Raw genomic sequence first — 24,626 nt, 5'->3', positions numbered from 1 at the left:
GCAATTGGGCCGCTCTTACCTCACCGCGTTTCGACGACTAAAGTCTATTTTTACTATTTTAGACATTGAACGTCAACGCGGCGCCCGCCGGTGGTCGCGTGACGCCTGAGCAAGCGGGGTGGTGCATGACGGCCGCGGCAGTCGACCTTTCCGATTTCGCCCTGTGGCGTAACGGCTTTCCCGACGAGTTGTTCACCGAACTGCGGCGCAGCAATCCGCTGTTCCGGCACGACCTGACGCCGGGTGTCGCCTCCACCGTCAAGCGCCAATTCTGGGTCGCCACCAAACATCGGCACGCGGTCCGCCTGCACCGCGACACCGACTCGTTCACCGCGGCCGACGGTCCACTCATTCAACCGGTCGCCATGTTCTCGTCGTTCCCGACGATCATCACGTTGGACCCGCCGGCGTTGAACAAGCGCCGCAAGCTGATCTCCAACGCGTTCAATCCGCGGGCGATCGCCAAGCTGGAGAACGGCATCCGAGCCCGCGCGGCGCGGATGATCGACGGCCTGCTCGCCCGGGGCGGTGGCGACTGGATCGAGGACGTCGCCGACGCGTTGCCGATGACGGTGATCGGCGACATCATCGGCATTCCGGAGGAGGATCGGCCGCGGATCTTCGACATATTCGACCGCATCCTCAAGGCGCTCGCGCCCGAAGACCACCCGAGCGGTCAGGTCGAACTCGAGCTCTTCGGCTCGGTCTTCGAGTACGCGATGCAGCTGACCGCCGAAAAGCGGCGCAACCCCACCGACGACATCTGGAGCACCCTGGCGTCCGCGGTCATCACCGGTGACGACGGCGAGCCGTTCAGCCTGCCCGCCAACGAACTCGAATTCTTCTTCTTTGTGCTGGCGTTCGCCGGCAGCGACACCACCAAGAACGCCCTGGCCATCGGGCTGCAAGCCTTCATCGCCAACCCCGAGCAGATCGAGCGGTACCGCTCGGAGGAAGCGCTGCGGGCCAGCGCGGTCGAGGAGGTATTGCGTTGGGCCTCGCCGGTGGCGTACTGGACCCGCACCGCAAAAGTCGACGTCGAAATGGACGGCCAGCACATCGCCAAGGGCGAACGCGTGGTGTCGACGCTGCGTTCGGCCAACCGCGACGAGGAGGTCTTCGAGTCCCCGTTCGTCTTCGACATCGGCCGGCAGCCCAACCCTCACGTGGCATTCGGGGGCGGCGGACCGCATCACTGCCTGGGGGCGATGCTGGCCCGGGCAGAACTCCGCGCGGTCCTCGACGAACTGTTGTTGCGCTGCGATGACATCGAGATCGGCCCGGCCACGGTGGCGCATCCAAACCTGACCACCAACATGTCGATCTACGACGAGATGGCCATATCGCTGACCGAACGGCGCTGACTCAGGTAGCGCCCCCACACTCGCGCCGTTTCGGCGCTCGTCGTCGGATGAGTCAGTCCAGCAGCCGCAACGCGGCCTTGGGGCATTGGTCCACCGCGGCGCGCACGTCGATCTCCAGGCGCGGCGGCACGGGACCGTCCGCGATCTGCACCACATCGGCGTCACCCAGCTCGAACACTTCCGCCGCAAGCGATTCGCAGAAGCCGTTGGCCTCACACAAATTCTCGTCGACCGTTACGCGCATCAGATACCCTCCACTTCTCTAGAGGCCCTTGGGTCGGGTCCCGATCACCCCGCTGGTCGCGAGGCGTGTCAGTTCTTCGTCGGTCAGCCCGCACCGATCGTGCAGGATCTCTTCATTGTGCTCGCCCAGCCTCGGCGGCGGCCGCAGCAGCCAGTTGTCCTGCCCGGCGAGGCGGGCGAACGGCGGGCAGGGGTACAGACCCAATCCGGTACTCGCATGATGCAACGCCTCGAAGAAGCCGCGCTCGCGCAGTTGCGGATTGTCGGTGACCAGCGACGGCGACACGACGGGAGCAGCGGGGACGCCCGCGCCCGCCAAACGCTCCACCGTCGGGTCGAGTGGCTGCCCGGCGAACCAGTCCGCCAGCCGGCCATCGATGTCGTCGGCTCGCTGGTGACGTCCGGCGACTGTGGACAAGGCCTCGTCGTCGCACCACCCGGGTCGATCCATCACGTCCACCAGCGCGGTCCACTGCTCATCGTTGCGAACGGTGATCGCGATCCAGTCGTCCGAACCGGAGCACCGGTAGATGTTCTGGATCGCCGCGCTGTGGCCGCGGTTGCCGCGACGGCTCAGCGTCACCCCGAAGACCTCCGCCTCGATCGCCTGGATCGCGGTGGCATTGAGCACGGTTTCGAGCATGGGCAGCTCGACCAGCTGGCCTGTCCCGGTGCGCTCGGCGAAGTTCAGCGCGGCCAGCACGGCGAACGCGGCGTGCACGCCGGCCAGCGGATCGCAGGCCCCGCGCGGTGTCACCGGCGGCGCGTCCGGCAGGCCGGTCACCCAGGCCAAGCCCGCGATCTGTTCCATGGTCGGGGCGAACCCGACCCGTTCCCGCCACGGCCCTTCCACTCCGAACGCGGGCATGCGCGCGAACACCAGTTTCGGGTTGACCTTGCGCAGTACGTCGTCGGTCAGCCCGAATTGCTCCATCACCCGCGGCGAAAAGTTCTCGATCACGATGTCGGCGCCGGCGACCAGCTCGGTGAACAGGCGGCGACCCGGTTCGGATCCCAAATCCAGTGTGACGGAACGCTTGTTGGTGTTCATCGCGTGGAACACCCAGCCGTACTCCCACCAGTCGTCCACGTCGGTGCGCATCCCGCCCGAGTAGCGGATGCCGTCTGGGCGCTGAATCGACTCGATCTTGACGACGTCGGCGCCGAAGGCGGCAAGCAGGTGGGTTGCGGCGGGGCCCGCCCAGAACGCGGTCAGGTCGATTATGCGAACCCCGGCCAGCGGTAATCCATCCAGCGTCGGATCCGCTTCGAGTTCCGCACGGCGCCAAGGGGACTCGTCGTCGGCCTCGCCGAGCAGGGGCGTGGCACCCACGGGTGCGGGCGCACACACCGACATCAGCCACGGCGGCCGGGGCTGGTGGAAGCCGGCGGGGTTTCGCGTGAAGACCCCGCGCTCGCGCACGTACTCGAGCTCCCGAATGGTGGAGCCGTTGCCCAGCGCGGCGATCGGCAGCCGGAACAGCTGGCCGAGTTCGACGATTTCCGCGACGGTGCGTTCGGCCAGCCAGGGATGGATCTGTTCGCGGATCAGGTCCCGGTATTGCCACCGGCCGATTTGAAACCGCAGCTGTTCGATCTGCTCCAGCTGCGGACATTCGACCATCGCGGCGAAGTCGAGCCACTGCTGACCGGTGACCATGGTGATGCCGACGTAGCCGTCCTTGGCGGGTTCGATCGACGGCACCTCGGTGGTGCGCCGGATCGGCGGGACGCGCAGCAGCTGCGAATGCAGCCATTCGCTGCTCTGCATCGTGGTGATCGCTTCCAGCATGGACAGGTCCAGGTGTTCGCCCAGGCCGCCGCGCTCGACGCGGCGGCGCAGCGCCAGGACACCGAACGCGGCGAACACCCCGCCCATGTACTCGCCGAGATCACCGCCGATCGAAATCGGCGGCCCGGCGGGATCGCCGCGGAAGCCCGGCGAGCCCGCCCACGCCTGCAGGGTGAACTCGGTGGCGGCCCGGTCCGCGTAGGGCCCGGTCCAGCCGAAGTCGGAGATGGTGACGATGATTGCCCGCGGCGAGCGGTCCAGCAGTTGCTGCGGGTCGATGCCCAGCGCCGCGGCCCGAGCCGGGCCGGCCGTCACGACCACGACGTCGGCGGCGGCGAGTTCGTCGCGGTAGCGCTGTGACCCGGGCGCGAAGATCGCGCTGCGCTTGCCCGCATTGAGATAGCTGAAAAACGGCGCGCTGGCCTCCGGCGCAACCGGCGAACCGCTGGCCGAATACCGCCGCAGCGAATCCCCTTGCGGCGGCTCGATTTTGTGCACCTGCGCACCGGCGTCGAGCAACAGCTTCCCGCAGTAGCTGCCCGCTATCCGGTCACTGATCTCGACGACACGCAAATCGTGTAGCGGTGTCGGCCGGCTGTCGGACCGCTCGCTCAATTGCACCCGCCCTTCCGATCGACATGCGATCAGAGAAGCTATTTATATCATTACTGCTAAAATAGCTAAGCCAGCGAGTTGCTTGTGTTTCGAGGATCGGATGACCGCCTTGGGAATTGGCCCCGACGCCCGGCGCCGGTTGTCGGCGCCGCGGATCGCCGAAATCGTAGCCGATGAGTTGCGCCGTCAGATCATCGACGGCGAACTCGCGGACGGCGATCTCCTGCCACGCCAAGAGGTGCTCGTCGAACAGTTCAACGTGAGTCTGGTCTCGCTGCGCGAAGCCTTGCGGATTCTCGAGACCGAGGGGCTGGTTTCGGTGCGGCGGGGCAACCGTGGTGGTGCCGTCGTGCACGCCCCTGCGAAGACCAGCGCCGCCTACATGCTCGGCCTGTTACTGCAGAGCGAGTCGGTTGAGGTCGCTGACCTCGGCATGGCGTTGCAGGAGCTCGAGCCCGCCTGCGCCGCCCTGGCCGCCCGCCGGCCTGACCGGGCCGAAACCCTGGTGCCCGAACTGACGCGAATCAACGAATCGATGGCCGAAAACTTGGACGACGGAAGGCTTTTCACGGAAATCGGCCGTGAATTCCACGATCAGGTCGTCCGTGGTTGCGGCAATCACACGATCATCGCCGTCGTCGGCAGCCTCGAGACACTGTGGAGCAGCCACGAGCGCCAGTGGGCCGACGAGAGCGCGTCCCGCGGCACCTACCCCTCGCTCACTCAGCGCCGCGCGGTGCTCAGCACGCACGTCAAGCTGACCGAGACGATCGCCGAGGGCAACGTCGAGCGGGCCCGCCGCATCGCGGGTCGCCACCTGGCCGACACGCAGACCTACGTCCTGTCCGGTCAGCACGATCAACGCATCTACGCGCTCTCCCCGCAGGCGTTGTCGCGGCCGCGGGACGTTCGGCACTCCTGAAGGGCGGCCTGCAACGGTCATGCGAACCGCATTGGTCACCGGCGGCAGCGGTGGGATCGGAAAAGGGTGCGCCCGCAAGCTGGTTGAGCGCGGCTACGACGTGGTGCTCTCCGCCCGCCGCGAGGCACCATTGCGCGCGGCCGCCGAGGAGATCGGTGCCCGCCACATCGTGGCCGACGCCTCGGATCCAAACGGATTCTCCACTGCCATAAGCGCATTGGAGACGATCGACCTCGTCGTGCACGCGGCCGGCGCGCTCGGCGGAACCTACGCACGCAAGCAGACCTTCGAGCAGTGGCAATCCATCATGTCGGCCAACCTGGATTCGTGCTTTGTGGTGACGTCCGCGGTGCTGCCCAAAATGACGGCGGGCTCGCGGCTGGTGTTCATCTCGTCGTCGGCGGCGCACGAGCCGATGCCGGCCCGCACCGCCTACTCCGCGTCGAAGGCCGGAATGAACGCGTTCGCGCGGGCCCTGGCACTCGAAGTCGACCGCGACGGCATCAGCGTGCACATCGTCACGCCGGGCCCGGTGGCCACCGAGATGCTGCAGGACGTTCCCTTCGAGATGTACGCGATTCAGGTGTCGGACGTCGCCGAGGCGGTCGCCTGGCTGGATACCCTCGACCCCTCGGTCGACCTGCCGGAAATCCGGCTGTCCGCCGTGGAGCGCGGACCCTTCGCGCGACCGCCGGTCGTGCCCACCGAAGCCCGTCGCCGCGCGAGGGCTACGGCGCCGGAAAGGCCTTGATCACCGATTCGCCGAACTCGCGCAGGGAGTCCGGCACGGCGAAGTCGGCGAACCAGACGTAGAACCGCTCGACCCGCTGCGCGGCCAGCCCACGGAAGTGCCCGATCAGCTCGTCGGCGTCGCCGCAGACCAGTCCGGACCCGAGGTTGCCGAATCGCCGTGCGCTGACCTCGCGCACGGTTTCGGGATCGCTGCCCGACCGCACAAAGCCCACCATCTGCTGAATCGACATCCGGGCGGTTCCCGCGGACGGCGCGAGCTTGGGCAGCCTGTCGAGCTGGTTGGCCGGCAGATTCCACCAATCCGCATATCTGCGAACGAGTTCCATCATCTTGGGTCCGCTCCCACCCAGAACCAGCGGTATCGGGTACGACCGTCGCGGAGCCTGCGAAGCCGGGCCGGATTGTTCGTTGTCCCCCCAGTATCCCCTGATGAGTTCCAGGTGACGGCCGAGTTGTTCGACCCTGGCCCGCGGATCCTGCTGGCCGATATCGAATCTGGCTAATTCCGAGGGCCACGATCCCGCCCCGAGGCCCAACTCGAACCGGCCCTCCGAGGCCTCCGACAAGGTGACGGCCTGTTTGGCGAGCACGGCCGGATGCCGAAATGCATCACACAGCACCAAATGCCCGATCCGCAACCGCTCGGTCCTGGCCGCGACCCAGGTGGCAATGCCCATTGCCTCCCAGATGCTTTCGTCGGGCAACCCCGGAGCCTCGAGGTGGTCGATGAAGGCGATCCCGTCGAAGCCGCTGGCCTCGGCGTGATGTGCCCGGTCGGCGATGTCGGCGGCCGACAACCTCACCTGCGGCAGGAACAGATACCACTCAGCCATGCGCCACCTATGCGTCCGGGACCCGTGCGATTGACGGCACGGCTAGTTTATTATCTTTACTATGTTAGAGGTCTTATGGATGTCGGGCTGAACTCGGAGCAGCTCTCGCTGCGCGACACCGTACGCGACATATTACGTACGGAGTGCCCGACCGACGCCGCTCGTCAAGCGATGACCGATCCGGAGCGCTGGCGCACGCTGTGGAAGACGGTCGTGGACCTCGGCTGGACCGAGCTCGCAGCCCCGGACGCCGGTGACTACGGACCGGTCGAGCTGGCCGTGGTCCTCGAGGAGTGCGGCGCCGCCCTCGCGCCAATTCCGTTGCTGAGCAGCGTCGGTCTGGCCGCGGGCCTGTTGCGCAACAGCGGCCTCGACTCGGTGCTGACCGACATCGCCGGTGGTGCCGTGGCCACCGTGGCCCTGCACGCCCCGGGCTCCCGACTGCCCGGGGCGCCGATGACCATGGGTCAGGGACGCCTGCGCGGCACGGCGGTCGCGGTCCCCAACCTCTCGCGCGCGGAGCTCGTCGTCACGCTGGCCCGCTCCGAGGACGGTGACACCGTGGCGGCGGTCGCCCGCTGCGGCGACGGGATCACCGCGGCGACGGCGTCCGAATCCACCGATCCCGCTCAGCCGTTGGCCGGCGTCGAGATCGACACCGAGCCCGTCGCCGTGGCGCCGGTCGACCTCGAAACGGCGTTGACGGCGCCGTGGGTGGCCTCGGCCGCCGACCTCCTCGGCGTGGCGAGCGCGGTGTTGCACCGCTCGGTCGAGCACGCGAAATCGCGGAGCCAGTTCGGCCGGCCGATCGGCGCATTCCAGGGCATCAAACACGCCCTGGCCGACAACTACGTCGGCGTCGAGCGCGCCCGCAGCCTGACCTATGCGGCGGCGGCCCGGCTCGCCGACCCGACCACCCCACCCACCGAGGTGTGGACCGCCGCCGCGCTGGCCAAAGCGGCGGCCAACGACGCGGCAACCAGTTGCGCGCGCACCGCGGTCCAGGTACACGGTGCGCTCGGGCAGACCTGGGAGCACGACGCCCACCTCTATGTCAGGCGCGCCTGGCAGGGCGCCGCCCTGCTGGGCGACAGCCGCGCCCTGTATTACGAGGTCGGCCGCCGATTCTGTGGGGGTGCGGCGTGAACCCGGTGGTCGAGGAATTCGGCGCGTGGCTGGCGGAGTTTCTGCCGGACGACTACTACGCGAACTATCGGCAGTACCGCTGGGACCTGGGGTTGCGGCGCGATTACCAGCGGGCCTCGTTCGAGGCCGGCTGGCTACAACCGACCTGGCCGCGCGAGCACGGTGGCCGATCGCTGGGCTTGCGCGACGCGATGGAAGTCCGGATCGAGGCGGCGCTGCGGTCCGCGCCCAAGCTGCCGAATATTGCCGGCCCCGGCGTCGCCGCGCCCGGCATCCGTCAGTTCGGCACGCCCGCCCAGGTCGAGCGGCTGCTCGTCCCGCTGCTGCGCGGTGACGAGTGGTGGGCGCTGGGCATGTCCGAGCCCGAGGCGGGGTCGGATTTCGCCGGTCTGCGTACCCGCGCGGAACGCGACGGCGAGGTGTTCCGGGTCAACGGCCACAAGATCTGGACCACGCAAGCACACGAGTCGCGCTGGTGCACCTTGTATGCCCGCACGGATCCGGATGCGCCGAAACACCGTGGCATTTCATGCTTCATCCTCGATCTGCATTCGCCCGGGGTCAGAATCGAGCCCATCCGGATGGCGTCGATCTCCGACGAGACGTTCTGCGAGGTCTTTCTCGACGACGTCGACGTGCCCGCCGAGAACCTCCTGGGACCACTCAACGGCGGCTGGAATGTCGCGATGTCGTCGCTGCACCACGAGCGCCAGATGATCTGGATCATGAACTGGGTCGAGATCAAACGCGGACTCGACTCGGTGCGCGATGCCGGCGCCGCGAGTCACGACGTGTACGCCGAACTCGGTTCGCTGCTCGCCGATGCCGAAGCGTTGCGGGCCACCGGATATCGCGCTTTGGGCAACGAACTCGCGGGCCGGCCCAGCCCGGAAGCCGACACCATGAAGCTGCTGGGATCGCTTACCTTGCAGCGTGTTTGGGAACTGAGTGCGGCCGCCGCGGGCCCCGGTTCGGCCACCGATCCGGATCTCTTGTTCGAACGTCAGGACGCGTTGGCCGCGACCATCTACGGCGGAACGTCGGAGGTTCAGCGCAACATCATCGCCGAGCGGCTGCTCGGGCTGCCGAAGGGATGACGACAATGGACTACGACCTCGGCGACGACGCCGGACAACTGCGAACCCACTTGCGCGAGCTGGTTGCCAGCCACATCCCGGCCGACTTCCTGGGTGCCTGCACCGAAAACCCACAGGACCTCGCCACCACCGAGACGTTCTGCAAACTGCTGGCCACCGAGGGGCTCCTGGCGCTGGCGTGGCCGAAAGAGCATGGCGGCGGCGGTGGTTCGGTCTGGCAACAGACGGTCCTGCGCGAGGAGATGTGGGCCCAGCACGAGCCGCGCGGTCCGCAGTACATGGGAATCAACTGGGTCGGTCCGGCACTCATGCGCTATGGGACGGAAGAACAGAAGGCCAAGCACCTGGCCGCCATCGCCGCCGGAGACGTGATCTGGTGCCAGGGCTTTTCCGAGCCGGAGGCCGGAACCGATCTGGTGTCGTTGCGCACCCGCGCAGTTGCCGACGGCGACGGGTGGCGCATCACCGGCCAGAAGGTGTGGACGTCGTATGCGCTGATGGCATCCTGGTGCGTGTTGGCGGCGTGCACCGACCCCGAGGCCCCAAAGAACAAGCGGCTCACCCTCTTTCTGATTCCGATGGACCGTGCGGGCTTTACCGTCCGGCCGATTCCGTCGATGCTGGGACCGCACCACCTCAACGAAATGTTCCTGGACGACGTGCAGGCGTTTCCCGGCGACGTCCTGGGCGAGGTCGGCGACGGGTGGCGGGTGATGCGCGAGGCCCTGGCTTTCGAGCGCGTGGGCATCGCGCGCTACGCACGTTGCGAGTCGCTGCTCGAACGGATACGCGCTCAACTCGGCGACGACTGGGACCGGCTGCCCGAAACGATCCGCACCCGATGGGTGCGCGCGCTCGTCGACCTGCGGGTCGCCCGGTTGCTGGCCTATCGCGCCGTATCGCTGCAGGACGATCCGGCGGCGGGGGCGGCCGCCAGTGCCGCGCGCATCATCACCACGACGTGCGATCAACTGGTCGCCGAGCTGCTGTTCGACGTGCTGGGCCCGACGGCGCTCGACAGCGGCTCCTCCGCGGCACTGCACGGAGCGATCGAAGACCACTGGCGTTACGCGCAAGCGGCCACCGTGGCATCGGGCACCATCGAGGTGCAACGCATGCTGGTGGCACGAGACGTATTGGGAGAACACAGGTGAAAACCGATCTACCACAAGACATCAGCGACTTCGCCGCCGTCGCCGGCAAGCGGCTCATCCGATTGGGTGGGCCGCCGGCCGCGCTGCGCGCCGAGACCGATGACGCCGTCCGTGATGCGGCGCGTACCGCGCTGAACGATGTCGGCGCGTTCGACCTCGACGTGCGCTCGGCGCCCGATGACCTGCTGGCCGCCGCGGTGCTGTGCCAGGCCGCCGGCGCCACCGTGCTCCCCTATCCATTGGTGGAGGAGCTGCTGGCGATCGACGGCGCGCGTCTGACCCTGGTCAATCCGACGGCCCCGCGCATCGACCACGGCGACCTGGCCGGCGACTGGATCGCCGCGGACCTGGACGGCAACCGCTACCGGCCGCAGCCGGCCTCGCGGACCGGCGCCAAGCTGGGGCCGTTCCTGGTCCCGGCCACCTTGAGCGCACCCGAGGGAACCGTGCCCGCCGACGACGTTAACCTTCATCTCGTGCTGGGATCATGGCGGATTCTGGGAGCGGTGCAGCAGTCGTTGCGGATCGTCACCGACCACGTGCGCGCCCGGATACAGTTCGGCAAGCCGCTCGCGGACTTTCAGGCCGTCCGGTTCGCGGTCGCAGATGCGGCCGTGGCGGTGCGCGGCCTGCACGAACTCGCGAAGTTCACCATCTGCCGCCCCGAAACCCTTCCGGCGCAGATTCATTCGGCCGATGCTTTGGTTCTTCGATTGAAGGCCGCCGACACGGCTCGGCAGGTGATGCGCACGTCCCACCAGTTGCTCGGAGCGCTGGGGTTCTGCGACGAGTCCGACGTCAGCGTGCTGGACCGGCATACCCAACCGCTGATGCGGTTGCCGCTGGGCACCGAGGAACTCGCCTTACGCCTGATTCCCTGCGTGTCGGACGGGTCATTGGAGACACTGTTCAGCGAGCCGGTATTCGCATGAGCCGGCGTTAAGGAGGAGCGGCGCAGATGACCACCGCCCGCGACGATGCAGAGCGAAGCGATGAGGAGGAGCGGCGCAGATGACCACCGCCGTCGACGATGCAGAGCGAAGCGATGAGGAGGAGCGGCGCAGATGACCACCGAACCCGTCGCGGCCGCGGTGACACCCAACCCGCTCGAGGACGGGATCCCTTTCGGGATCAAGCTGCAACAGCTCGCCGAGGAACGGCGCGACGATCTCGGGGTGACGATTGTCGCGCTCGACGGCAGCGCGACCTCGCTGACCTTCGGTGAACTCGATGCCCGCGCCAATCAGTGGGGCCGGGCACTGGCCGGCAAGGGCGCGCAAGAGGGTTCCCTTGTCGCACTGGCCATTCCGAACTCGGTGCATCTGGTGCTGGCGACGCTCGGGTGCTGGAAGATCGGCGCAGTTCCCGTCCCCATGCACTGGGATCTCCCCGAATGGGAGCGGGACCGGGTGCGCGAAGTCATCGACCCCGCCGTCGTCGTCGACGAAAAGACGCGGTGGGAATTGGAGACCTGCGCCGCCGGCGAGTCCGCAAGCCCGCTGCCCACCGTCGTTTCCCCGCACGTCAACGGCATCTGCAGCAGCGGTTCGACCGGCGTCCCCAAAGTGATCCTCAGCTTGGCACCGTCGCTGTGGACGCCTCAGCACGGCGAGCCGTTCCTGTCGAACTGGACGCCGGTGGCGCAGCCGCAGACCATCATGGTGCCCGCTCCCATGTATCACACCAACGGCTTCGCCACCTTCTTCTTCCTGCTAGCCGGCGACCACCTTGTCATCCTCGAAAAGTTCGACGCGGCACTGGTGTTGGATGTGATCGAACGATTTCGGATCACCAACTTCACGGCCACGCCCACGATGCTGGCGCGCATCGCGGCCCGGCCCGATGTTCGGCAGCGGGACCTGTCCAGCGTCGTCTTCATCCTGCAGGGCGCCGCTGTGATGCCGCCGTCGCTGATGCACACCTGGTTTGAACTGCTGAGCCCGGAGCGGATCGTGTCGGCCTACGGCATGACGGAGAACCTCGGGCTCACCGCGCTGCGCGGCGACGAGTGGCTCGCTCATCCGGGCAGTGTCGGCCGCGGCTTCCGGGAGACCGAGATTCGCATTCTCGACGCCGGAAGGAAACCCCTTGGCCCCGGTGAACACGGCGAGATATACCTGCGCGCGCCGATGAGTGCGGGATCCCGCTATCTGGGTGGTGCGGCGCCGCTGCCGTCGACCGAGGACGGCTTCCGCTCGGCGGGCGACATCGGCCACCTCGACGAGGAGGGCTTCCTCTACATCGTCGATCGCCGCGTCGACATGATCGTCACCGGCGGCGCCAACGTCTTTCCGGCCGAGGTCGAGTCCGCCCTCGCCGGCCACCCCCACATCGCCGACGTGGTGGTCATAGGGCTCTCCGACACGCAGTGGGGACGCCGGGTGCATGCGGTGATTGAGGTCGCGGAGGGCGCGCCGCTGACCGAACAGCAGGTGATCGAGTACGCGAAGGGCCGGCTGGCTCACTACAAGGCCCCCAAGACGGTCGAGTTCGTCGACGCGATTCCCCGCACCGCGGCAACCAAGGTCAACCGCTCGGCGATGATCGAAGCCCGGGGCGGCTGAGCGCTCGGAGAAACTGTCGGACCGACGACTTATATTCGAATTTATGTTCGAGTCGACTGAGGGCCGCAGGCCTCCACCCGAGGTGATCGCGCGGTTGGACGCGATGTTCGAGCGGGTCTATCCGGCCTCGACGCCGGAGTCGGCGGCCTTGCTGGAACGGATCTGTTCGTGGTCGCGTGCGGAGAACCAGGCGGCCGGTCAGCGATTGGCGGCAATTGGCGAGCTCGACACGCTGCGGCTGCGCCAGTACGGGGAACGCGAGACCTGGTGGACCGACACGTGGGATTCCATATCCGCAGAGATCGCGGCGGCGCTGCAAATAAGCCAAGCGCAGGCGTCGAGTTACCTGAACTACTCGCGCGCCATGCGCAATCGCCTACCAAAAGTGGGCTCCGCGTTGGTTTCCGGTGACATCAGTTACTCGGCGTTCCAGACGATCGTGTTCCGCACCGACTTGATCGACGATGCCGAGGTGATGGCCGCGGTCGATACTGCGCTCGCGTTGAGGGTCCAACGATGGCCGACGATGACGCGCGGACGACTGGCCGCTGCGGTGGACCGGGTCGTGGCCCGGGCCGACCGCGACGCGGTCCGGCGTCGCCGCAAGCAGCAAGCGAGTCGTGAGTTCTCCATATGGGACGGAGGCGACGGCCTGTCAGAGGTTCACGCAAGACTGTTCGCCACCGATGCCCACGCCGTGGACGCCCGGCTAAATGCCTTGGCCGGCACCGCTTGTGAAAGCGACCCGCGAACTCTGCAGCAGCGTCGCGCCGATGCGGTGGGGGCGATGGCGGCCGGAGCCGAAAGGCTGCAGTGCCGCTGCGGGCAGCCGAATTGTTCCGCCGGTGCGAGTCCCGCGCCCGGCCCGGTCGTGATCCACGTGGTGGCCAACCAGTCCACCGTTGACGGCGCCGCGCCAGACCCCGGCGCGATCGTCGGCACCGACGTGCTGATCCCTGCGGAGTTGGTTGCGCAGCTTGCCGACTCGTCACGACTGCGACCGCTGGTGCATCCCGGGGAGGCATCGCCGGAGCGCGGGTACGTCCCTTCGCGGACGCTGGCCGACTTCGTGCGCTGCCGCGACTTAACCTGCCGCTTCCCAGGCTGTGACTGCCCCGCGACCGAAGCCGATCTCGACCACACGATCCCCCATTCTCAGGGCGGCCCGACGCACGCGTCCAACCTGAAATGTCTTTGCCGTCAACATCATCTGATCAAAACTTTCTGGGGATGGCAGGATCAGCAGCTGCCCGACGGCACGGTGATCTGGCGCTCCCCGTCGGGGCAAACCTACGTGACCACGCCGGGCAGTGCGCTGCTGTTTCCGTCTTTGTGCGCACCAACGGGTGAGATAGCCCCGCCGCGCCAGCGCGATCGCGTTGCCGATCGGACCGCCATGATGCCCAGGCGGCGGCGCACCCGCGCCGAGAACCGCGCGAAGTACATTGCCGACGGGCGCCGGCATAACCGCGCAGTACGTCAAGCCCGTCAATCCGCACAACAAGCCGCGTCACCCGGCCCCGCCCCACCGGACGACCCCGATGACGGCCCGCCGCCATTCTGAGCGAGGGATTCGCCCGAATCACCGCGTGGAGCCGGGCTGCTGTATTACGTTTCGGCAGCATGAGTAGGTCCTTGTCATGCCGGGCCGAACAGCTGTCGACCGCGAAACCTGTAGCGGTATACGACGTACTCATGGATGTCGAGCGTTGGTCAGATTTCCTGCCAACTGTGTCCGCCGCATCATGGGAGCGGCACGGAGAGCCCGACACCGAGAGGGGTGGCATCAGGTGGATGCGCATCGGGCACAGCGTGGTTCGCGACACGATCGTCGACGGAACGCGACCGCGTCATCAGGCCTATGTCGCGTCGCTTCCTTGGTACATGGGGCTGAAGGACTACCGGGGCGATATCCGGATCGAAGATGACCCCAACGGGTGCCGCATCATATGGACCGTGAGTTGCACACCGCGTGTCCCCGGCTTCGGAAATTTCATGCAGTCCAGGATTGGCGCGTCCTATGCGCGCCTGGCCGAGGCGCTGGCCCACGAGGCAGAGCGCGCACCCCGCGAGTGAAACTGGCCCTTCCCAGTTACTTTCATGGCCAAGGGAAGCCAGGCGCGGGCGGAGGCACTTGGGACTGATCAACTTCGACGAAGTTGTAGACCGGGCCCGACGGACCGCGAACAACGGTGACGGCGAGCCGGTGACACACGCTCATGTCGGTTCCCGCCGGAACCGGAACGGTGTACTGCCAATGTCCTGGGCAGTAGTGCCAATACGACGGGCCGGCCTGAGCGGGTGCGGCCAGAGCCAAGAAAGCGATCGCTACACCGCCCAACGCCAGCGTGCCGGCAATGATCCGATTGGTTGCCATGACGGGTTTCCCTTTCCATTCCCCCGTTTCGCGCGGCGTCCTCCTAACCAGCACACACGGGCCATTCCGCTACCAATCCCAAGATGCGCCTGGCTCGGCCTGCACCGTCTGAGCACAGCCAGCGGCGACGCGCGGTAACCTCATTCTCATAGCGCGAGCAGCGCCGCATAGAAGGGGACCAATCGCTCATGGCCGACCCCAGTGACGAAATTGAAGTACCGCGCGGCGACCGGTTCATCAAGACCGCCGTGGCGATACTGGGCGAAACGGGACGCACCGACTTCACCGTGCAAGAGGTGGTCGCCCGCTCGAAGACGTCGCTGCGCGCCTTCTACCAACACTTCAGCAGCAAGGACGAGCTACTGCTGGCGCTGTTCGATCGAACCATCGCCCAATCGGTGCAGACGTGGCGCGCCGAGACCACGGGGCTGGACAGCACCTCGGCACTGAAATTGCTTATCGACCGGCTCAGCCAGCAACCGGAGTCGAGCACCCAGGACAGCCTCAACCGCGCGTTGACCCTGTACAACCAGCACCTGGCCGAGACCAGGCCCCGCGAATACGCCCGGGTGCTCTCTCCCCTGCACGGCCTGATCCGCGACATCGTCGGTCAGGGCATCACCGAGGGCGTCTTCAACCCCGGACTGGACATCGGCGCGTCGGCGGCCATCGTGATGCAGACGGTGATGGGCGCGCAGCGATTGCATTGGCTGGGCTCGGAATTGAACGGAACACCGGTCGATGCCGGCCAGCTCTATGACTTCTGCAGCCGCGCCCTGGGCATCCGCGACACCGACGAGGAATCGGCCGCCCCGTCGCTGGCCGAGTTGTTCAGTCAGATCGGCATGCGCCCGAGCACGCGCAACGGCGAATTCGCCATGACCATGCCGGTCAGTCCCGCGGTCGTCAACACCTCCGGCGCGTTACAGGGCGGCCTGATCGCCACGCTCGTCGATGTGGCGGGCGGACAATTCGGGCTGAGCTACCTGCAGCCGGGCACCACGATGACCACTGCCGATCTGTTCATCCGCTACCTGCGACCGATCCGGCAGGGCGCGGCGTTCGCGGTGCCCCGGATGTTGCGCTCCGGTCGGCGAGCGATGGTCATGCAAATCGACATCTACGGTGACGGCGATGAGGACTTGTTGGCGACGGCGACCGTCAATTTCGCCGTGATCGAGGGCGCCACACCCAAGCTGCCAAGCTGGCCGGACGGCTAGGCGACGACGAGCGTCACGCCAGCGTGGCAGCCGCCATCGACCGTCACGCCAGCGTGACGTTCAGCGCGCGACCGAGCCGGCTGGGGCGCTACACGCGACCGGGCCAAAGTGGTAACGTCATTACCACACAGTGAGAATTCAGGACTTCTGCAAGGAGATCGCCATGCCCTCCCGCGAACTTTCCTTCCCCGTGTTCGACGCCGACAACCACATGTACGAGCCGCAGGAAGCGCTGACCAAGTATCTTCCGGAGAAGCGCAAGAACGTCATCGACTACGTGCAGGTCCGAGGTCGCACCAAGATCGTCGTGCGCGGCCACATCAGCGAGTACATCCCCAACCCGACCTTCGAGAAGGTCGCCAAGCCCGGCGCCCAGGAGGACTACTTCCGCAACGGCGCACAGGGCAAGAGCTACCGCGAGATCCTCGGCGAGCCGATGAAGTCCATCCCCGCATTCCGCGAACCGGGCGCGCGCCTGGAGGTCATGGACGAGCTCGGCATCGATTACGCCCTGATGTTCCCGACCCTGGCCAGCCTGGTCGAGGAGCGGATGAAGGACGACCCGGAGATGACCCACGACGTCATCCACGCGCTCAACGAGTGGATGCACGAGCAGTGGACGTTCAACTACTCCGACCGCATCTTCGCCACCCCGGTGATCACGCTGCCGATCGTCGACCGCGCACTGGAAGAACTCCAGTGGTGCCTCGAGCGCGGCGCCCGCACCGTGCTGGTTCGCCCGGCACCGGTCCCCGGCTTCAAGGGCAGCCGATCCTTCGGGCTCGAGGAGTTCGACCCCTTCTGGCAGGCCTGCATCGAGGCCGAGATCCCGGTGTCGATGCACGCTTCGGACAGCGGTTACTCCGAATTCGCGAACGTGTGGGAGCCCGGCGACGAGTTCCTGCCGTTCAAGCCGACCCCGTTCCGAAGCTTCGCGATGGGCCATCGGCCGATCCTGGACGCGATGGGTGCGCTGGTCTGCCACGGCGCGCTGTCCCGCAACCCGGAGCTGCGGATCCTGTCCATCGAGAACGGCGCCGACTGGGTGCCGGACCTGTTCAAGGGCCTCAAGGGCGTTTACAAGAAGATGCCGCAGTCGTTCAGCGAGGACCCCATCGAGGCGTTCAAGCGCTGCGTCTACATCACCCCGTTCTGGGAGGACCGCTTCACCGAGATCGTGAACATGGTGGGCACCGACCGGGTGCTGTTCGGCTCCGACTGGCCGCACCCCGAAGGCCTGAAAGACCCCATCTCCTTCGTCGACGAGCTGAGCGACTTCTCAGAGGAGGACATCGCCAAGATCATGGGCGGCAACCTGATGAAGCTCATGAAGGTTTCCGCGCCGGCCAAAAAGCAGGTCTCAGCCTGATCGGTCGACAGCGCCGGATGGGTCGGCATTGGAGAAAACGGAAACCACACCTTTAGTTTCGAACACCGCGAGACGAACGTCGTCGGCCGTTTGTTGACCGTGTTGGCGCAGGACCGCGTCTAAATCTCCTCGAGTCAGCCTGCAACGTTTCAAGTTTGCGTCGTCGACTTGACCGTCGCTGATCAGAACTCGTACCGGCGGGTCAACGAGTCGGCGAACCCATGGAATCAGGCGCAGCCGCGCGACAAGGTCGTGGGCGGCGATCAGGGTGAGCAGCGCTGCGGTCCCGGTTAGCCAGGAGGTGTCGGCGGCCGTCGCGGTGCGCCCCACGATGGCGCCGACCGCGACTGCGGTTACCCAGTCGAACGGCGTGAACTCGGCGATGGTTCGCCGCAGCACGAGCCGGAAAGCCGTTACCGCGGTGGTGAATAAGGCGAGCGCTTTGAGCGCCGCATAGACCGCAGGCTGCCATCCGTCGAAGAACTGCGCTAGTAGGTCACTCATCGCCACCTCCCGGCTTCCTAAGAGGAAATCGAATCAGGACCTGCGGCGGCATCGTGCCATCGGTGTACCCATCTGATGAAGTGTTCTAGATAGTCCTCGTACTCCGCGGCGTTCGTCGGCCACTCCAGCCCCGCGAATAGGTCAGGCCGCAACTGACTCTCGGCCGTGGCTCGGGCATGAACCAGTGATTGCTCGAGGAGATCGGATAAGCCATCTGATCGGTCGAGGATGTCGCGCAATCGTTCGATGATTCCGTCCTGGTCGCTCATCGCTCTACTCCTTGCACGACGTTTTGGGGTTGACGGAACGTTCCCGGAACGATTAGCGCCATAAAACGCTCTAACGGCCGGGTCGGCTGCACGGTGTTCGACAAGTACCCTCCGGCACCCGAGATAAACGGGTACAGCCGCGAGAGCAGGTATGACGCAGACTCATCACCGCTCGTCGCGGCAACCGGGGGTGGATGCCAGCGTCCGGCCGCGAGAAAGGGGTATACGCAACATGGTGCGTGTTCCGCGGTCACTAGGAGTGCATCGGTCGAGGAGGGCAGATGAGCGTGACATCCCAAGGCCGGCTTCCGGTCAGCATCGATGACGACGTCGCAGTTCTCACCGAGCAGATCGAAGCGCTGCGGCAACTTGGACAGCGTGACGACGTCGACGACGAAGAGATCTATGACCTGAGCATCAGGTGGGGTACCGCGCTCGCGGGACGGCTACCCCGCGTGGCGCATTACAGCTCGCTGGGCCGCCTCGGTGACGACGATCAGCGCCGGTTTCAGTCGCTGTGCGATCAGCTAGGGGAATTGTCCCCTCTGATAAAGCGTTTCGACCTCGCCTGGCCGCAGCTTCCGGGGTCCACGGACGGTCAGGCTAATGGTGGGCGTCGGGCCCGGAAGCGCCCGAGGCGGTTCCTGCGTAGGTGAGAAACTCGTTGTCGCGCAACCTGATCGCGGTTCGCGGCTTGGGACAGCTCGGATTGCGGCAAGTCAGCGCGACTATATAGGCGCCGGCCTCCTCGTTCAAAAACAGGAAGCCGAGGTAGAGAGCGTCGCCGACGTCGAAATCGGTTGCGCCGCAGGCCTCACAATGGCCGCCCTTCGCCGCGACCTGTTCGAGAACGCGATGGCGGGCGACCGTCTCCAAGCTGATCAGCTCGGGGCGCACGCCCACCCCGTCGGTCGCTGTCTCGCCCATCTCAGATCTCCACGTCCTTGTCGTAGTAGACGCGATCCTCGCGCCAGCCGCCCGTACCCATGCCGATCCCGGCGTAGTCCTCGACGAATTCGATCTGGTTGATCCACTTGGCCATTTTGAAACCCACCTGGGTTTCCACTCGCAACCGCAAGGGCGCACCGTGTTGGATCGGCAAAGGCGCGCCGTTCATTTCATATGCCAACAGGGTCTGCGGCTTGTCGGCGAATTCGAGGTCCAGCACCTCATAAAACTGGCCGCCGCCGTGCGATGCCGGCTCGTCGGTGCTGTTGTCCTGCATGGTCAAAAAGCAGATGTAGCGCGCCTGCGGCAGCGGCCGCACCAGGTCCACCAGCTGATGCAGATGTACCCCGGTCCATTCGCCGATGCTGGTCCAGCCCTGAACGCAATTGTGCATCACACATTGCGTTTCGGATTCGGCCAGCGCGCGCAGCGCAGCGAGGTCCAGGGTCACCGGGTTTTCCACCAGGCCGCCGACCCGCAGTCGCCAGTCCACGAAGTTGTGCACCGCCATCACCTTGTATTCCGTGCTGGTGGGCGGCTTTCCGTTGATGCGGTGCTGCTTGGAAATCTTGTGCGCGGGATAGTTCTGGCGTGAGTTCAATGGCCGCAGCAGCAGTAGCCGGGCCGCGGTGACCACCGCCCCCAGCACACGCTGCACCGACCGTGGGTTGCGCAGACTCCAGACCGTCGCCGCGACATGGACGGCGATGATCGCCGCGATGATCAGCAGGGAGATCGCTGTCGCCCAGTGCGTGTTACGGACGGCGCCGAAAATCATTGCCGCGGTAAGCCTGCCCCAGCCCCAGAAGAAAATCATCGACAGGTGAATCACGATGAAGACCAGAAATGCGATCAGCCCCAGGAAATGCAGGCTTCGGGCCCATTGCCGACCGCCCCACATTTGCACGTACCACGGGAACCGCGCCTCGATCGCCGGGGACTGAGCGGCTCCGGTCAGTATCTGGAACGGCGCCAGGACGAAGATGACCCCTGCGTAGGTCAGCTTCTGCATGGCGTCCAGCGGCTCACCGGGCAACACCGGCGGCAGGTTGAATGTCAGGTAGGTGACGATGTCGTCCCACGCTTCGGGGAAGATCGACCAGGAGGCCGGCCAGTACCGGTGCCACTGGCCGGTAGCGAACAACAGGATGTAGTACGACAGGCCCAGCAGAATCCAGCCGATGACCACAAAGAAATGCCAGTGACGGCCCACGCCCAACTGCGCGCGTCCGGGCAGCGAAATGAACGGGCTGTAGTCCTCTTCTTCGTCGAGGGTGTCGTAGATCCGGTCCCGTGGCATCACCTTTCTGGTGAAGCGTGCCCATTCCGTGCCCGGCTTGCTGTCGTCGTGCCAGTACAACTTCGGGTGGGTGGCCAAAATCTCGATGCCACTGCGCAGAATCAACGTCACAAACAAGACGTTCAGCCAATGATCGATGCGCAGCCATACCGGATAATCCAACGTCGTCATGCCTGGGCTCCGTCAGTCATACCACTGCTGCCGTTGCGGGTAGGCGACGTTGATGCCCGACAACACGGTCGTATGCACGGCGATAAACGCCGCCGCGCAAACCATTCCCAATGTTCCGGGCGCGAAGTCCCATCGGGCGGTCACCGTGGCGAGCCCGGGCAGACTGACCCACCGAGTGACCAGATACACGCCCAGAAAAGCCAGGCAGACCAAGCTGCCGAGAAACCAGCCAGCTTGGGGCACAGACGGTTTGATACCGACCAGCATCGCGCTCGCGGCGACCACACACGCGGCCGCCAGCACAAGCACGTAGGCAACGAAATACCCGGGCGCGTCACGCTGGGCGGTCAGTGTGTAGACGTGCACCGCCACCAGACCGGTCAGCAGCGCCCCGCCCAGCGCGGTCACCGCGCGCGGCAGGTTGAACGCCACCCAGCCGTTCAGGGTGAGCACCGGCGACGACAGGAGGCGCCGCCAGAGCCCCGTCCCGCGTCGTGCCACAAGATCGGCCACGATTGCGTGGTACCCGTCGCCCACATCCGCAAACGGGCCACTGTGCGGTTAGCTGACCCCGTTTTTCCGCCGCCGTCAATTGCATTTCTCCGCGAATTCGGCGACACCAATCCAACGGGTACCAAACCATTGCAATGCATATGCGGGATTGATTGCTAATGTGAACACCTACGTGTGCAATTAGGTTGGCCCATTTGACCCGGTTTTCGACCCGGCCCCGCTTTGCGGGCCTTCGGGGCTGCTAGGAGGACGGCCAAATGTCGGCCGAAAAGGACTGGGACAGAACCGTCGGCGCGGCGGACGACGTACGCCGCGTCTTCGAGAACGTCCCCGCGCTCTTGGTCGGGCTCGAGGGGCCCGACCACCGATTCGTCGCGGTCAATGCGGCTTACCGCACGCTCAGTCCGCCGATCGACTCCATCGGGCTATTTGTCCGCGACATCTACCCCGAGCTGGAGAGCCAGGAAATCATCCAGATGTTCGACCGGGTGTATCAAACGGGCGAGCCCCAGTCGGGCACGGAATGGCGGGTACAGGCGGACTTCGAAGGCACCGGGCAAGCCCAGGAACACTTCTTCGACTTCATCGTCACGCCGCGCCGCGCGGAGGACGGCTCGATCGAGGGCGTGCAGCTGGCCTTCGTCGACGTGACAAGCCGGGTGCAAACGCGGACGGCCGCCGAAGCCCGCCTCGAGGAGCTTTCCGAGCGTTACCGCAACGTCCGCGATTCCGCCACCGTCATGCAGCAGGCGCTCCTGGCACCGTCGGTGCCGGTCATTCCCGGCGCCGATGTGACCGCGCAGTATCTGGTCGCCGCAGAGGACACCGCGGCCGGTGGCGACTGGTTCGACGCGATACCCCTCGGGGACCGGCTGGTGCTCGTCGTCGGTGACGTCGTCGGCCACGGTGTCGAAGCGGCCGCGGTGATGTCGCAGCTGCGGACCGCGCTGCGGATGCAGGTCGTGGCGGGATATCCGATCGCCGCGGCGCTCGAGGCCGTCGACCGATTCCGCAAGCACGTCCCCGGGTCCAAGGCGGCCACGATCTGCGTCGGCTCGCTCGACTTCGGCACCGGCGAATTCCGCTACTGCACCGCCGGACACCCGCCCCCGCTGCTGGTTACGGCGGACGCCACCGCACGCTATCTCGAGCCGTCCGGTGCGGGTCCGCTCGGCAGCGGCACCGGCTTCCCGGTACGCACGGAATTCCTCGACGTGGGCGACTCGATCCTGCTGTACACCGACGGCCTGATCGAAAGACCCGGCCGGCCCCTGGGCGCCAGCACCGCCGAATTCGCCGAGCTCGCCGCGAATATCGCCGGCGGCCAGCGCGGCTTCGTCATCGAGTCGTCGGTGCGGCCGATCGACCGCATCTGTTCGGAGACTCTGGAATTGCTGCTGCGCTCGACCGGCTACAGCGACGACGTGACACTTCTTGCCGCACAACGCAAGACGCCGCCCGCACCGCTGCACCTGACACTGGACGCGACCATCCGGGCCGCGCGCACGGTGCGCACCCGCCTGCGAGAGTGGCTGGCGGAGATCGGCGCCGACGCCGACGACATCTCCGATGTGGTGCACGCGATCTCGGAGTTCGTCGAGAATGCGGTCGAGCACGGTTATGCGGCCGAGGTCACCGACGGCGTTGTCGTCGAGGCGACGCTGTCCGGCGATGGCAACCTGCACGCGTCGGTGCGCGACCGTGGGCGGTGGAAGGATCACCTGGAGGGCGAGACCGGCCGCGGCCGCGGCCTCGCCATGGCCGAGGCCCTGGTGTCGGAGGCGCATGTCAGTCATGGCGCCGAGGGGACGACCGCCAGTGTGACGCACCAACTTTCGCGGCCGGCGAATTTCATCGCGGACTCGGTGGTCAGCCGGGCGACCGGTCGGCGGCCGGTTAGCGCAGAATTCGTCTCCGAGGTCAGCGAACCGGGCCGCATCGTGGTCAGTGGCGACGTCGACTCCAACACCGCATCCACCCTGGACCGGCAGATCGCGGTCGAAAGCCGTTCCGGCGTGGCACCGTTGACGGTCGATCTCAGCGGGGTCACCCAGCTCGGATCGGCGGGTGTCAGCGCGCTGGCCGCCGCCCGCGAACGGGCGCAGCGACAGGGCAGCGAGTACGTACTGGTGGCTCCGCCGGGAAGCCCGGCGCACCACGTGTTGTCGCTGGTGCAGATCCCGGTGGTCAGCGGCCTCGCCGAGAATCTCGTCGCCGAGGGTTAGACCCGGTCGGACCGCTCGCCGTGCCGCACCTGGTTGAACGGCACCCCGCGGTCCGCGGCGTATTCCCGGGGGAAGCCCAGCACCCGCTCGCCGATCACGTTGCGGGCCATCTCCGTTGTCCCGCCGCCGATGGCGACGGTTTGCCGAGACAGATAACGCAGGCCTGTTTCGAGCCCGGCACCCTGCTCCCCCACCACGCCGGCGGTGCCCGCGATCGCCAAGGCCGTGTCGACATCTGTCGTCGTGGTCTCCGAGTGGAACAGCCTGATGAGCGTTCCCGCGGCCGGCGGCAGCGCGCCGTCCCTGACGCTGCGGTACACATGACCGATCAATTGCTCGGCTACCGCACGATGTACCAGGGCGCGACCGGCCATCTCGTGTACGCGTTCGTCGTCGGCTTGCCCGGTCTTCTCCGCAAGGGCCACGTAATCGACCGGAATCGCATTGCCGCCCTCGCTGCCGCTGCCGCTGGCGAACTCGGATCCCTGCCCCACCGCTCGCCGTTCGTGGTACAGCTGGCGTGACGCAACCGCCCAGCCGCCGTTGACCTCCCCGACGACGGCGTCATCTCCGACGTCGACCCCGTCGAGGAACTCCTCGCAGAATTCGGTGGAACCGCTCAGCATCGTGATGTGCCGCAACGTGATTCCCGGATGCGCGATGGGTACCAGGAACATCGTCAGGCCCTCGTGCTTGGGCACGTCCCAGTTGGTGCGGGCCAGACACAGGCCGTAATCGGCGGCGAACGCACTCGTGCTCCAGGTCTTGGCGCCGTTGATGATCCAACGATCGCCATGCCGCTCGGCCCGGGTGAGGACCCCGGCCAGATCCGATCCGCCGCTCGGCTCACTCAACAACTGCACCAGGACTTCCTCGCCACGCAGCGCCGCGGCGATGTGCTGCTTTTTCTGGTCTTCGCTGCCGGTGTCCAGCAGCGTGGCGCAGCAGATGGTGAACGTCGGGGTGTTGAGAATCAACGGCATTTCGTAGTCGAGGGATTCGACGTCGAATGCCTTTTGATATTCGTAGTCCAGCCCGAGGCCGCCGTATTCCCGGGGAAAGCAGATGCCGGCGAATCCGCCGTCGTACAAGCGCTTCTGCAGTTCTCGGGCCCTCAACCACGACCGTTCCTCGTCACGAGGCGCGGCCGGCGGGGCCTCACGGTCGACGGGCGGCATGTTGTCCGCCAGCCATGCCCTGGCCCGCGCGGCGAACTCCGCAACGGATTCCGTCGACGTCATCTGGTC

At 66.4% G+C, this 24,626-nt stretch carries 24 protein-coding genes; 14 read left to right on the top strand and 10 right to left on the bottom strand.

All coding sequences use genetic code 11. The features are described from left to right. Nucleotides 1-65 precede the first annotated feature (65 nt). Nucleotides 66-1,364 carry a cytochrome P450 gene (locus A5688_RS14655; protein WP_207546671.1) on the top strand — a complete coding sequence of 433 codons (1,299 nt, stop codon included), beginning with the start codon at nt 66-68 and terminating at the stop codon, nt 1,362-1,364. Nucleotides 1,365-1,416: 52 nt separating this feature from the next. Here A5688_RS14655 and A5688_RS14650 read toward each other — a convergent pair whose 3' ends face one another. Continuing rightward, on the bottom strand, nt 1,417-1,608 hold the full coding sequence (locus A5688_RS14650) for a ferredoxin (RefSeq protein ID WP_067829038.1): 192 nt from the start codon (nt 1,606-1,608) through the stop codon (nt 1,417-1,419). An 18-nt stretch (nt 1,609-1,626) separates the two neighbouring features. After that, nucleotides 1,627-4,020, bottom strand: a complete 2,394-nt coding sequence (locus A5688_RS14645) for a CaiB/BaiF CoA-transferase family protein (protein ID WP_067911461.1) — start codon at nt 4,018-4,020, stop codon at nt 1,627-1,629. Between the two features lie 94 nt (nt 4,021-4,114). Here A5688_RS14645 and A5688_RS14640 point away from each other — a divergent pair, with 94 nt between their 5' ends. Further along, complete coding sequence (locus A5688_RS14640) at nt 4,115-4,936, top strand: FadR/GntR family transcriptional regulator (protein ID WP_067829032.1); 822 nt, start codon at nt 4,115-4,117, stop codon at nt 4,934-4,936. Between the two features lie 19 nt (nt 4,937-4,955). Beyond that, nucleotides 4,956-5,687: an SDR family oxidoreductase gene (locus tag A5688_RS14635; protein ID WP_067911464.1), complete on the top strand. Its 732-nt coding sequence runs from the start codon at nt 4,956-4,958 to the stop codon at nt 5,685-5,687. On the opposite strand, the gene A5688_RS14630 is transcribed toward A5688_RS14635, so the two are convergent. Next, entirely contained in the window at nt 5,665-6,522 is an 858-nt protein-coding gene (locus tag A5688_RS14630) for an LLM class flavin-dependent oxidoreductase (protein ID WP_067911467.1), read from the bottom strand. The two genes, A5688_RS14635 and A5688_RS14630, sit on opposite strands and share 23 nt — an antisense overlap. A gap of 75 nt (nt 6,523-6,597) precedes the next feature. Between A5688_RS14630 and A5688_RS14625 the strand changes: the two genes are divergently transcribed. From A5688_RS14625 to A5688_RS14595, 7 genes are all read left to right on the top strand, one after another. Beyond that, nucleotides 6,598-7,668 carry an acyl-CoA dehydrogenase family protein gene (locus tag A5688_RS14625; protein WP_067911470.1) on the top strand — a complete coding sequence of 357 codons (1,071 nt, stop codon included), beginning with the start codon at nt 6,598-6,600 and terminating at the stop codon, nt 7,666-7,668. A 5-nt stretch (nt 7,669-7,673) separates the two neighbouring features. Next, a complete protein-coding gene (locus tag A5688_RS14620) occupies nt 7,674-8,765 on the top strand; it encodes an acyl-CoA dehydrogenase family protein (protein ID WP_207546682.1) in 1,092 nt (363 codons plus the stop codon). Next, the gene (locus tag A5688_RS14615) at nt 8,762-9,919 is read left to right on the top strand and encodes an acyl-CoA dehydrogenase family protein (protein WP_207546670.1); all 1,158 of its coding nucleotides are present in this window, start codon (nt 8,762-8,764) and stop codon (nt 9,917-9,919) included. The genes A5688_RS14620 and A5688_RS14615 overlap by 4 nt, the downstream gene beginning before the upstream one ends. Then, complete coding sequence (locus A5688_RS14610) at nt 9,916-10,851, top strand: acyl-CoA dehydrogenase family protein (RefSeq protein WP_067829017.1); 936 nt, start codon at nt 9,916-9,918, stop codon at nt 10,849-10,851. Before A5688_RS14615 ends, A5688_RS14610 begins: the two co-directional genes overlap by 4 nt. Before the next feature lie 132 nt (nt 10,852-10,983). Continuing rightward, on the top strand, nt 10,984-12,483 hold the full coding sequence (locus A5688_RS14605; protein ID WP_067829014.1) for a class I adenylate-forming enzyme family protein: 1,500 nt from the start codon (nt 10,984-10,986) through the stop codon (nt 12,481-12,483). Nucleotides 12,484-12,526: 43 nt separating this feature from the next. Beyond that, nucleotides 12,527-14,047, top strand: a complete 1,521-nt coding sequence (locus A5688_RS14600; protein WP_067911476.1) for an HNH endonuclease signature motif containing protein — start codon at nt 12,527-12,529, stop codon at nt 14,045-14,047. 59 nt (nt 14,048-14,106) lie between these two features. Further along, nucleotides 14,107-14,559, top strand: a complete 453-nt coding sequence (locus A5688_RS14595) for an SRPBCC family protein (protein ID WP_082955113.1) — start codon at nt 14,107-14,109, stop codon at nt 14,557-14,559. A 22-nt stretch (nt 14,560-14,581) separates the two neighbouring features. Here A5688_RS14595 and A5688_RS27570 read toward each other — a convergent pair whose 3' ends face one another. Continuing rightward, nucleotides 14,582-14,860 carry a hypothetical protein gene (locus A5688_RS27570; RefSeq protein WP_131812150.1) on the bottom strand — a complete coding sequence of 93 codons (279 nt, stop codon included), beginning with the start codon at nt 14,858-14,860 and terminating at the stop codon, nt 14,582-14,584. Nucleotides 14,861-15,048: 188 nt separating this feature from the next. Here A5688_RS27570 and A5688_RS14590 point away from each other — a divergent pair, with 188 nt between their 5' ends. Further along, nucleotides 15,049-16,080, top strand: a complete 1,032-nt coding sequence (locus tag A5688_RS14590; protein ID WP_067829006.1) for a hotdog fold thioesterase — start codon at nt 15,049-15,051, stop codon at nt 16,078-16,080. A 163-nt stretch (nt 16,081-16,243) separates the two neighbouring features. Next, complete coding sequence (locus A5688_RS14585) at nt 16,244-17,449, top strand: amidohydrolase family protein (protein ID WP_067911482.1); 1,206 nt, start codon at nt 16,244-16,246, stop codon at nt 17,447-17,449. On the opposite strand, the gene A5688_RS14580 is transcribed toward A5688_RS14585, so the two are convergent. Then, nucleotides 17,441-17,953 (bottom strand): DUF421 domain-containing protein, encoded by a 513-nt coding sequence (locus A5688_RS14580; RefSeq protein WP_067829003.1) that lies wholly within the window; start codon nt 17,951-17,953, stop codon nt 17,441-17,443. The two genes, A5688_RS14585 and A5688_RS14580, sit on opposite strands and share 9 nt — an antisense overlap. Nucleotides 17,954-17,970: 17 nt before the next feature. After that, a complete protein-coding gene (locus tag A5688_RS14575; protein WP_067911485.1) occupies nt 17,971-18,222 on the bottom strand; it encodes a hypothetical protein in 252 nt (83 codons plus the stop codon). A 287-nt stretch (nt 18,223-18,509) separates the two neighbouring features. Here A5688_RS14575 and A5688_RS26925 point away from each other — a divergent pair, with 287 nt between their 5' ends. Continuing rightward, entirely contained in the window at nt 18,510-18,878 is a 369-nt protein-coding gene (locus A5688_RS26925) for a hypothetical protein (protein WP_067911626.1), read from the top strand. Here the strand turns inward: A5688_RS26925 and A5688_RS14570 are convergent. The 3 genes from A5688_RS14570 to A5688_RS14560 are packed head-to-tail and all read right to left on the bottom strand — an operon-like array spanning nt 18,826 to nt 21,154. After that, nucleotides 18,826-19,149 carry a hypothetical protein gene (locus tag A5688_RS14570; protein ID WP_067911488.1) on the bottom strand — a complete coding sequence of 108 codons (324 nt, stop codon included), beginning with the start codon at nt 19,147-19,149 and terminating at the stop codon, nt 18,826-18,828. The genes A5688_RS26925 and A5688_RS14570 overlap by 53 nt on opposite strands. Before the next feature lies 1 nt (nt 19,150). Next, a complete protein-coding gene (locus A5688_RS14565; RefSeq protein ID WP_067828993.1) occupies nt 19,151-20,641 on the bottom strand; it encodes a molybdopterin-dependent oxidoreductase in 1,491 nt (496 codons plus the stop codon). A 12-nt stretch (nt 20,642-20,653) separates the two neighbouring features. Next, the gene (locus A5688_RS14560; RefSeq protein WP_067829176.1) at nt 20,654-21,154 is read right to left on the bottom strand and encodes an oxidoreductase; all 501 of its coding nucleotides are present in this window, start codon (nt 21,152-21,154) and stop codon (nt 20,654-20,656) included. Nucleotides 21,155-21,411: 257 nt separating this feature from the next. Between A5688_RS14560 and A5688_RS14555 the strand changes: the two genes are divergently transcribed. Next, entirely contained in the window at nt 21,412-23,379 is a 1,968-nt protein-coding gene (locus A5688_RS14555; RefSeq protein ID WP_067828990.1) for a SpoIIE family protein phosphatase, read from the top strand. On the opposite strand, the gene A5688_RS14550 is transcribed toward A5688_RS14555, so the two are convergent. Beyond that, on the bottom strand, nt 23,376-24,620 hold the full coding sequence (locus A5688_RS14550) for an acyl-CoA dehydrogenase family protein (RefSeq protein WP_067828986.1): 1,245 nt from the start codon (nt 24,618-24,620) through the stop codon (nt 23,376-23,378). The genes A5688_RS14555 and A5688_RS14550 overlap by 4 nt on opposite strands. Nucleotides 24,621-24,626: the final 6 nt, after the last annotated feature.

The organism is Mycobacterium mantenii (genome assembly GCF_001667865.1).
GTDB lineage: Bacteria > Actinomycetota > Actinomycetes > Mycobacteriales > Mycobacteriaceae > Mycobacterium > Mycobacterium mantenii_A.
This window is presented reverse-complemented; position numbering and strand designations above follow the sequence as displayed.

Bases quoted from the DNA above. Each gene is read 5' to 3' on its own strand.
- A5688_RS14650 (WP_067829038.1), bottom strand. From the start codon at position 1,608: ATGCGCGTAACGGTCGACGAGAATTTGTGTGAGGCCAACGGCTTCTGC.
- A5688_RS14640 (WP_067829032.1), top strand. From the start codon at position 4,115: ATGACCGCCTTGGGAATTGGCCCCGACGCCCGGCGCCGGTTGTCGGCG.
- A5688_RS14635 (WP_067911464.1), top strand. From the start codon at position 4,956: ATGCGAACCGCATTGGTCACCGGCGGCAGCGGTGGGATCGGAAAAGGG.
- A5688_RS14630 (WP_067911467.1), bottom strand. From the start codon at position 6,522: ATGGCTGAGTGGTATCTGTTCCTGCCGCAGGTGAGGTTGTCGGCCGCC.
- A5688_RS14625 (WP_067911470.1), top strand. From the start codon at position 6,598: ATGGATGTCGGGCTGAACTCGGAGCAGCTCTCGCTGCGCGACACCGTA.
- A5688_RS14615 (WP_207546670.1), top strand. From the start codon at position 8,762: ATGACGACAATGGACTACGACCTCGGCGACGACGCCGGACAACTGCGA.
- A5688_RS14605 (WP_067829014.1), top strand. From the start codon at position 10,984: ATGACCACCGAACCCGTCGCGGCCGCGGTGACACCCAACCCGCTCGAG.
- A5688_RS14600 (WP_067911476.1), top strand. From the start codon at position 12,527: ATGTTCGAGTCGACTGAGGGCCGCAGGCCTCCACCCGAGGTGATCGCG.
- A5688_RS14595 (WP_082955113.1), top strand. From the start codon at position 14,107: ATGAGTAGGTCCTTGTCATGCCGGGCCGAACAGCTGTCGACCGCGAAA.
- A5688_RS27570 (WP_131812150.1), bottom strand. From the start codon at position 14,860: ATGGCAACCAATCGGATCATTGCCGGCACGCTGGCGTTGGGCGGTGTA.
- A5688_RS14590 (WP_067829006.1), top strand. From the start codon at position 15,049: ATGGCCGACCCCAGTGACGAAATTGAAGTACCGCGCGGCGACCGGTTC.
- A5688_RS14585 (WP_067911482.1), top strand. From the start codon at position 16,244: ATGCCCTCCCGCGAACTTTCCTTCCCCGTGTTCGACGCCGACAACCAC.
- A5688_RS14580 (WP_067829003.1), bottom strand. From the start codon at position 17,953: ATGAGTGACCTACTAGCGCAGTTCTTCGACGGATGGCAGCCTGCGGTC.
- A5688_RS14575 (WP_067911485.1), bottom strand. From the start codon at position 18,222: ATGAGCGACCAGGACGGAATCATCGAACGATTGCGCGACATCCTCGAC.
- A5688_RS14570 (WP_067911488.1), bottom strand. From the start codon at position 19,149: ATGGGCGAGACAGCGACCGACGGGGTGGGCGTGCGCCCCGAGCTGATC.
- A5688_RS14565 (WP_067828993.1), bottom strand. From the start codon at position 20,641: ATGACGACGTTGGATTATCCGGTATGGCTGCGCATCGATCATTGGCTG.
- A5688_RS14555 (WP_067828990.1), top strand. From the start codon at position 21,412: ATGTCGGCCGAAAAGGACTGGGACAGAACCGTCGGCGCGGCGGACGAC.
- A5688_RS14550 (WP_067828986.1), bottom strand. From the start codon at position 24,620: ATGACGTCGACGGAATCCGTTGCGGAGTTCGCCGCGCGGGCCAGGGCA.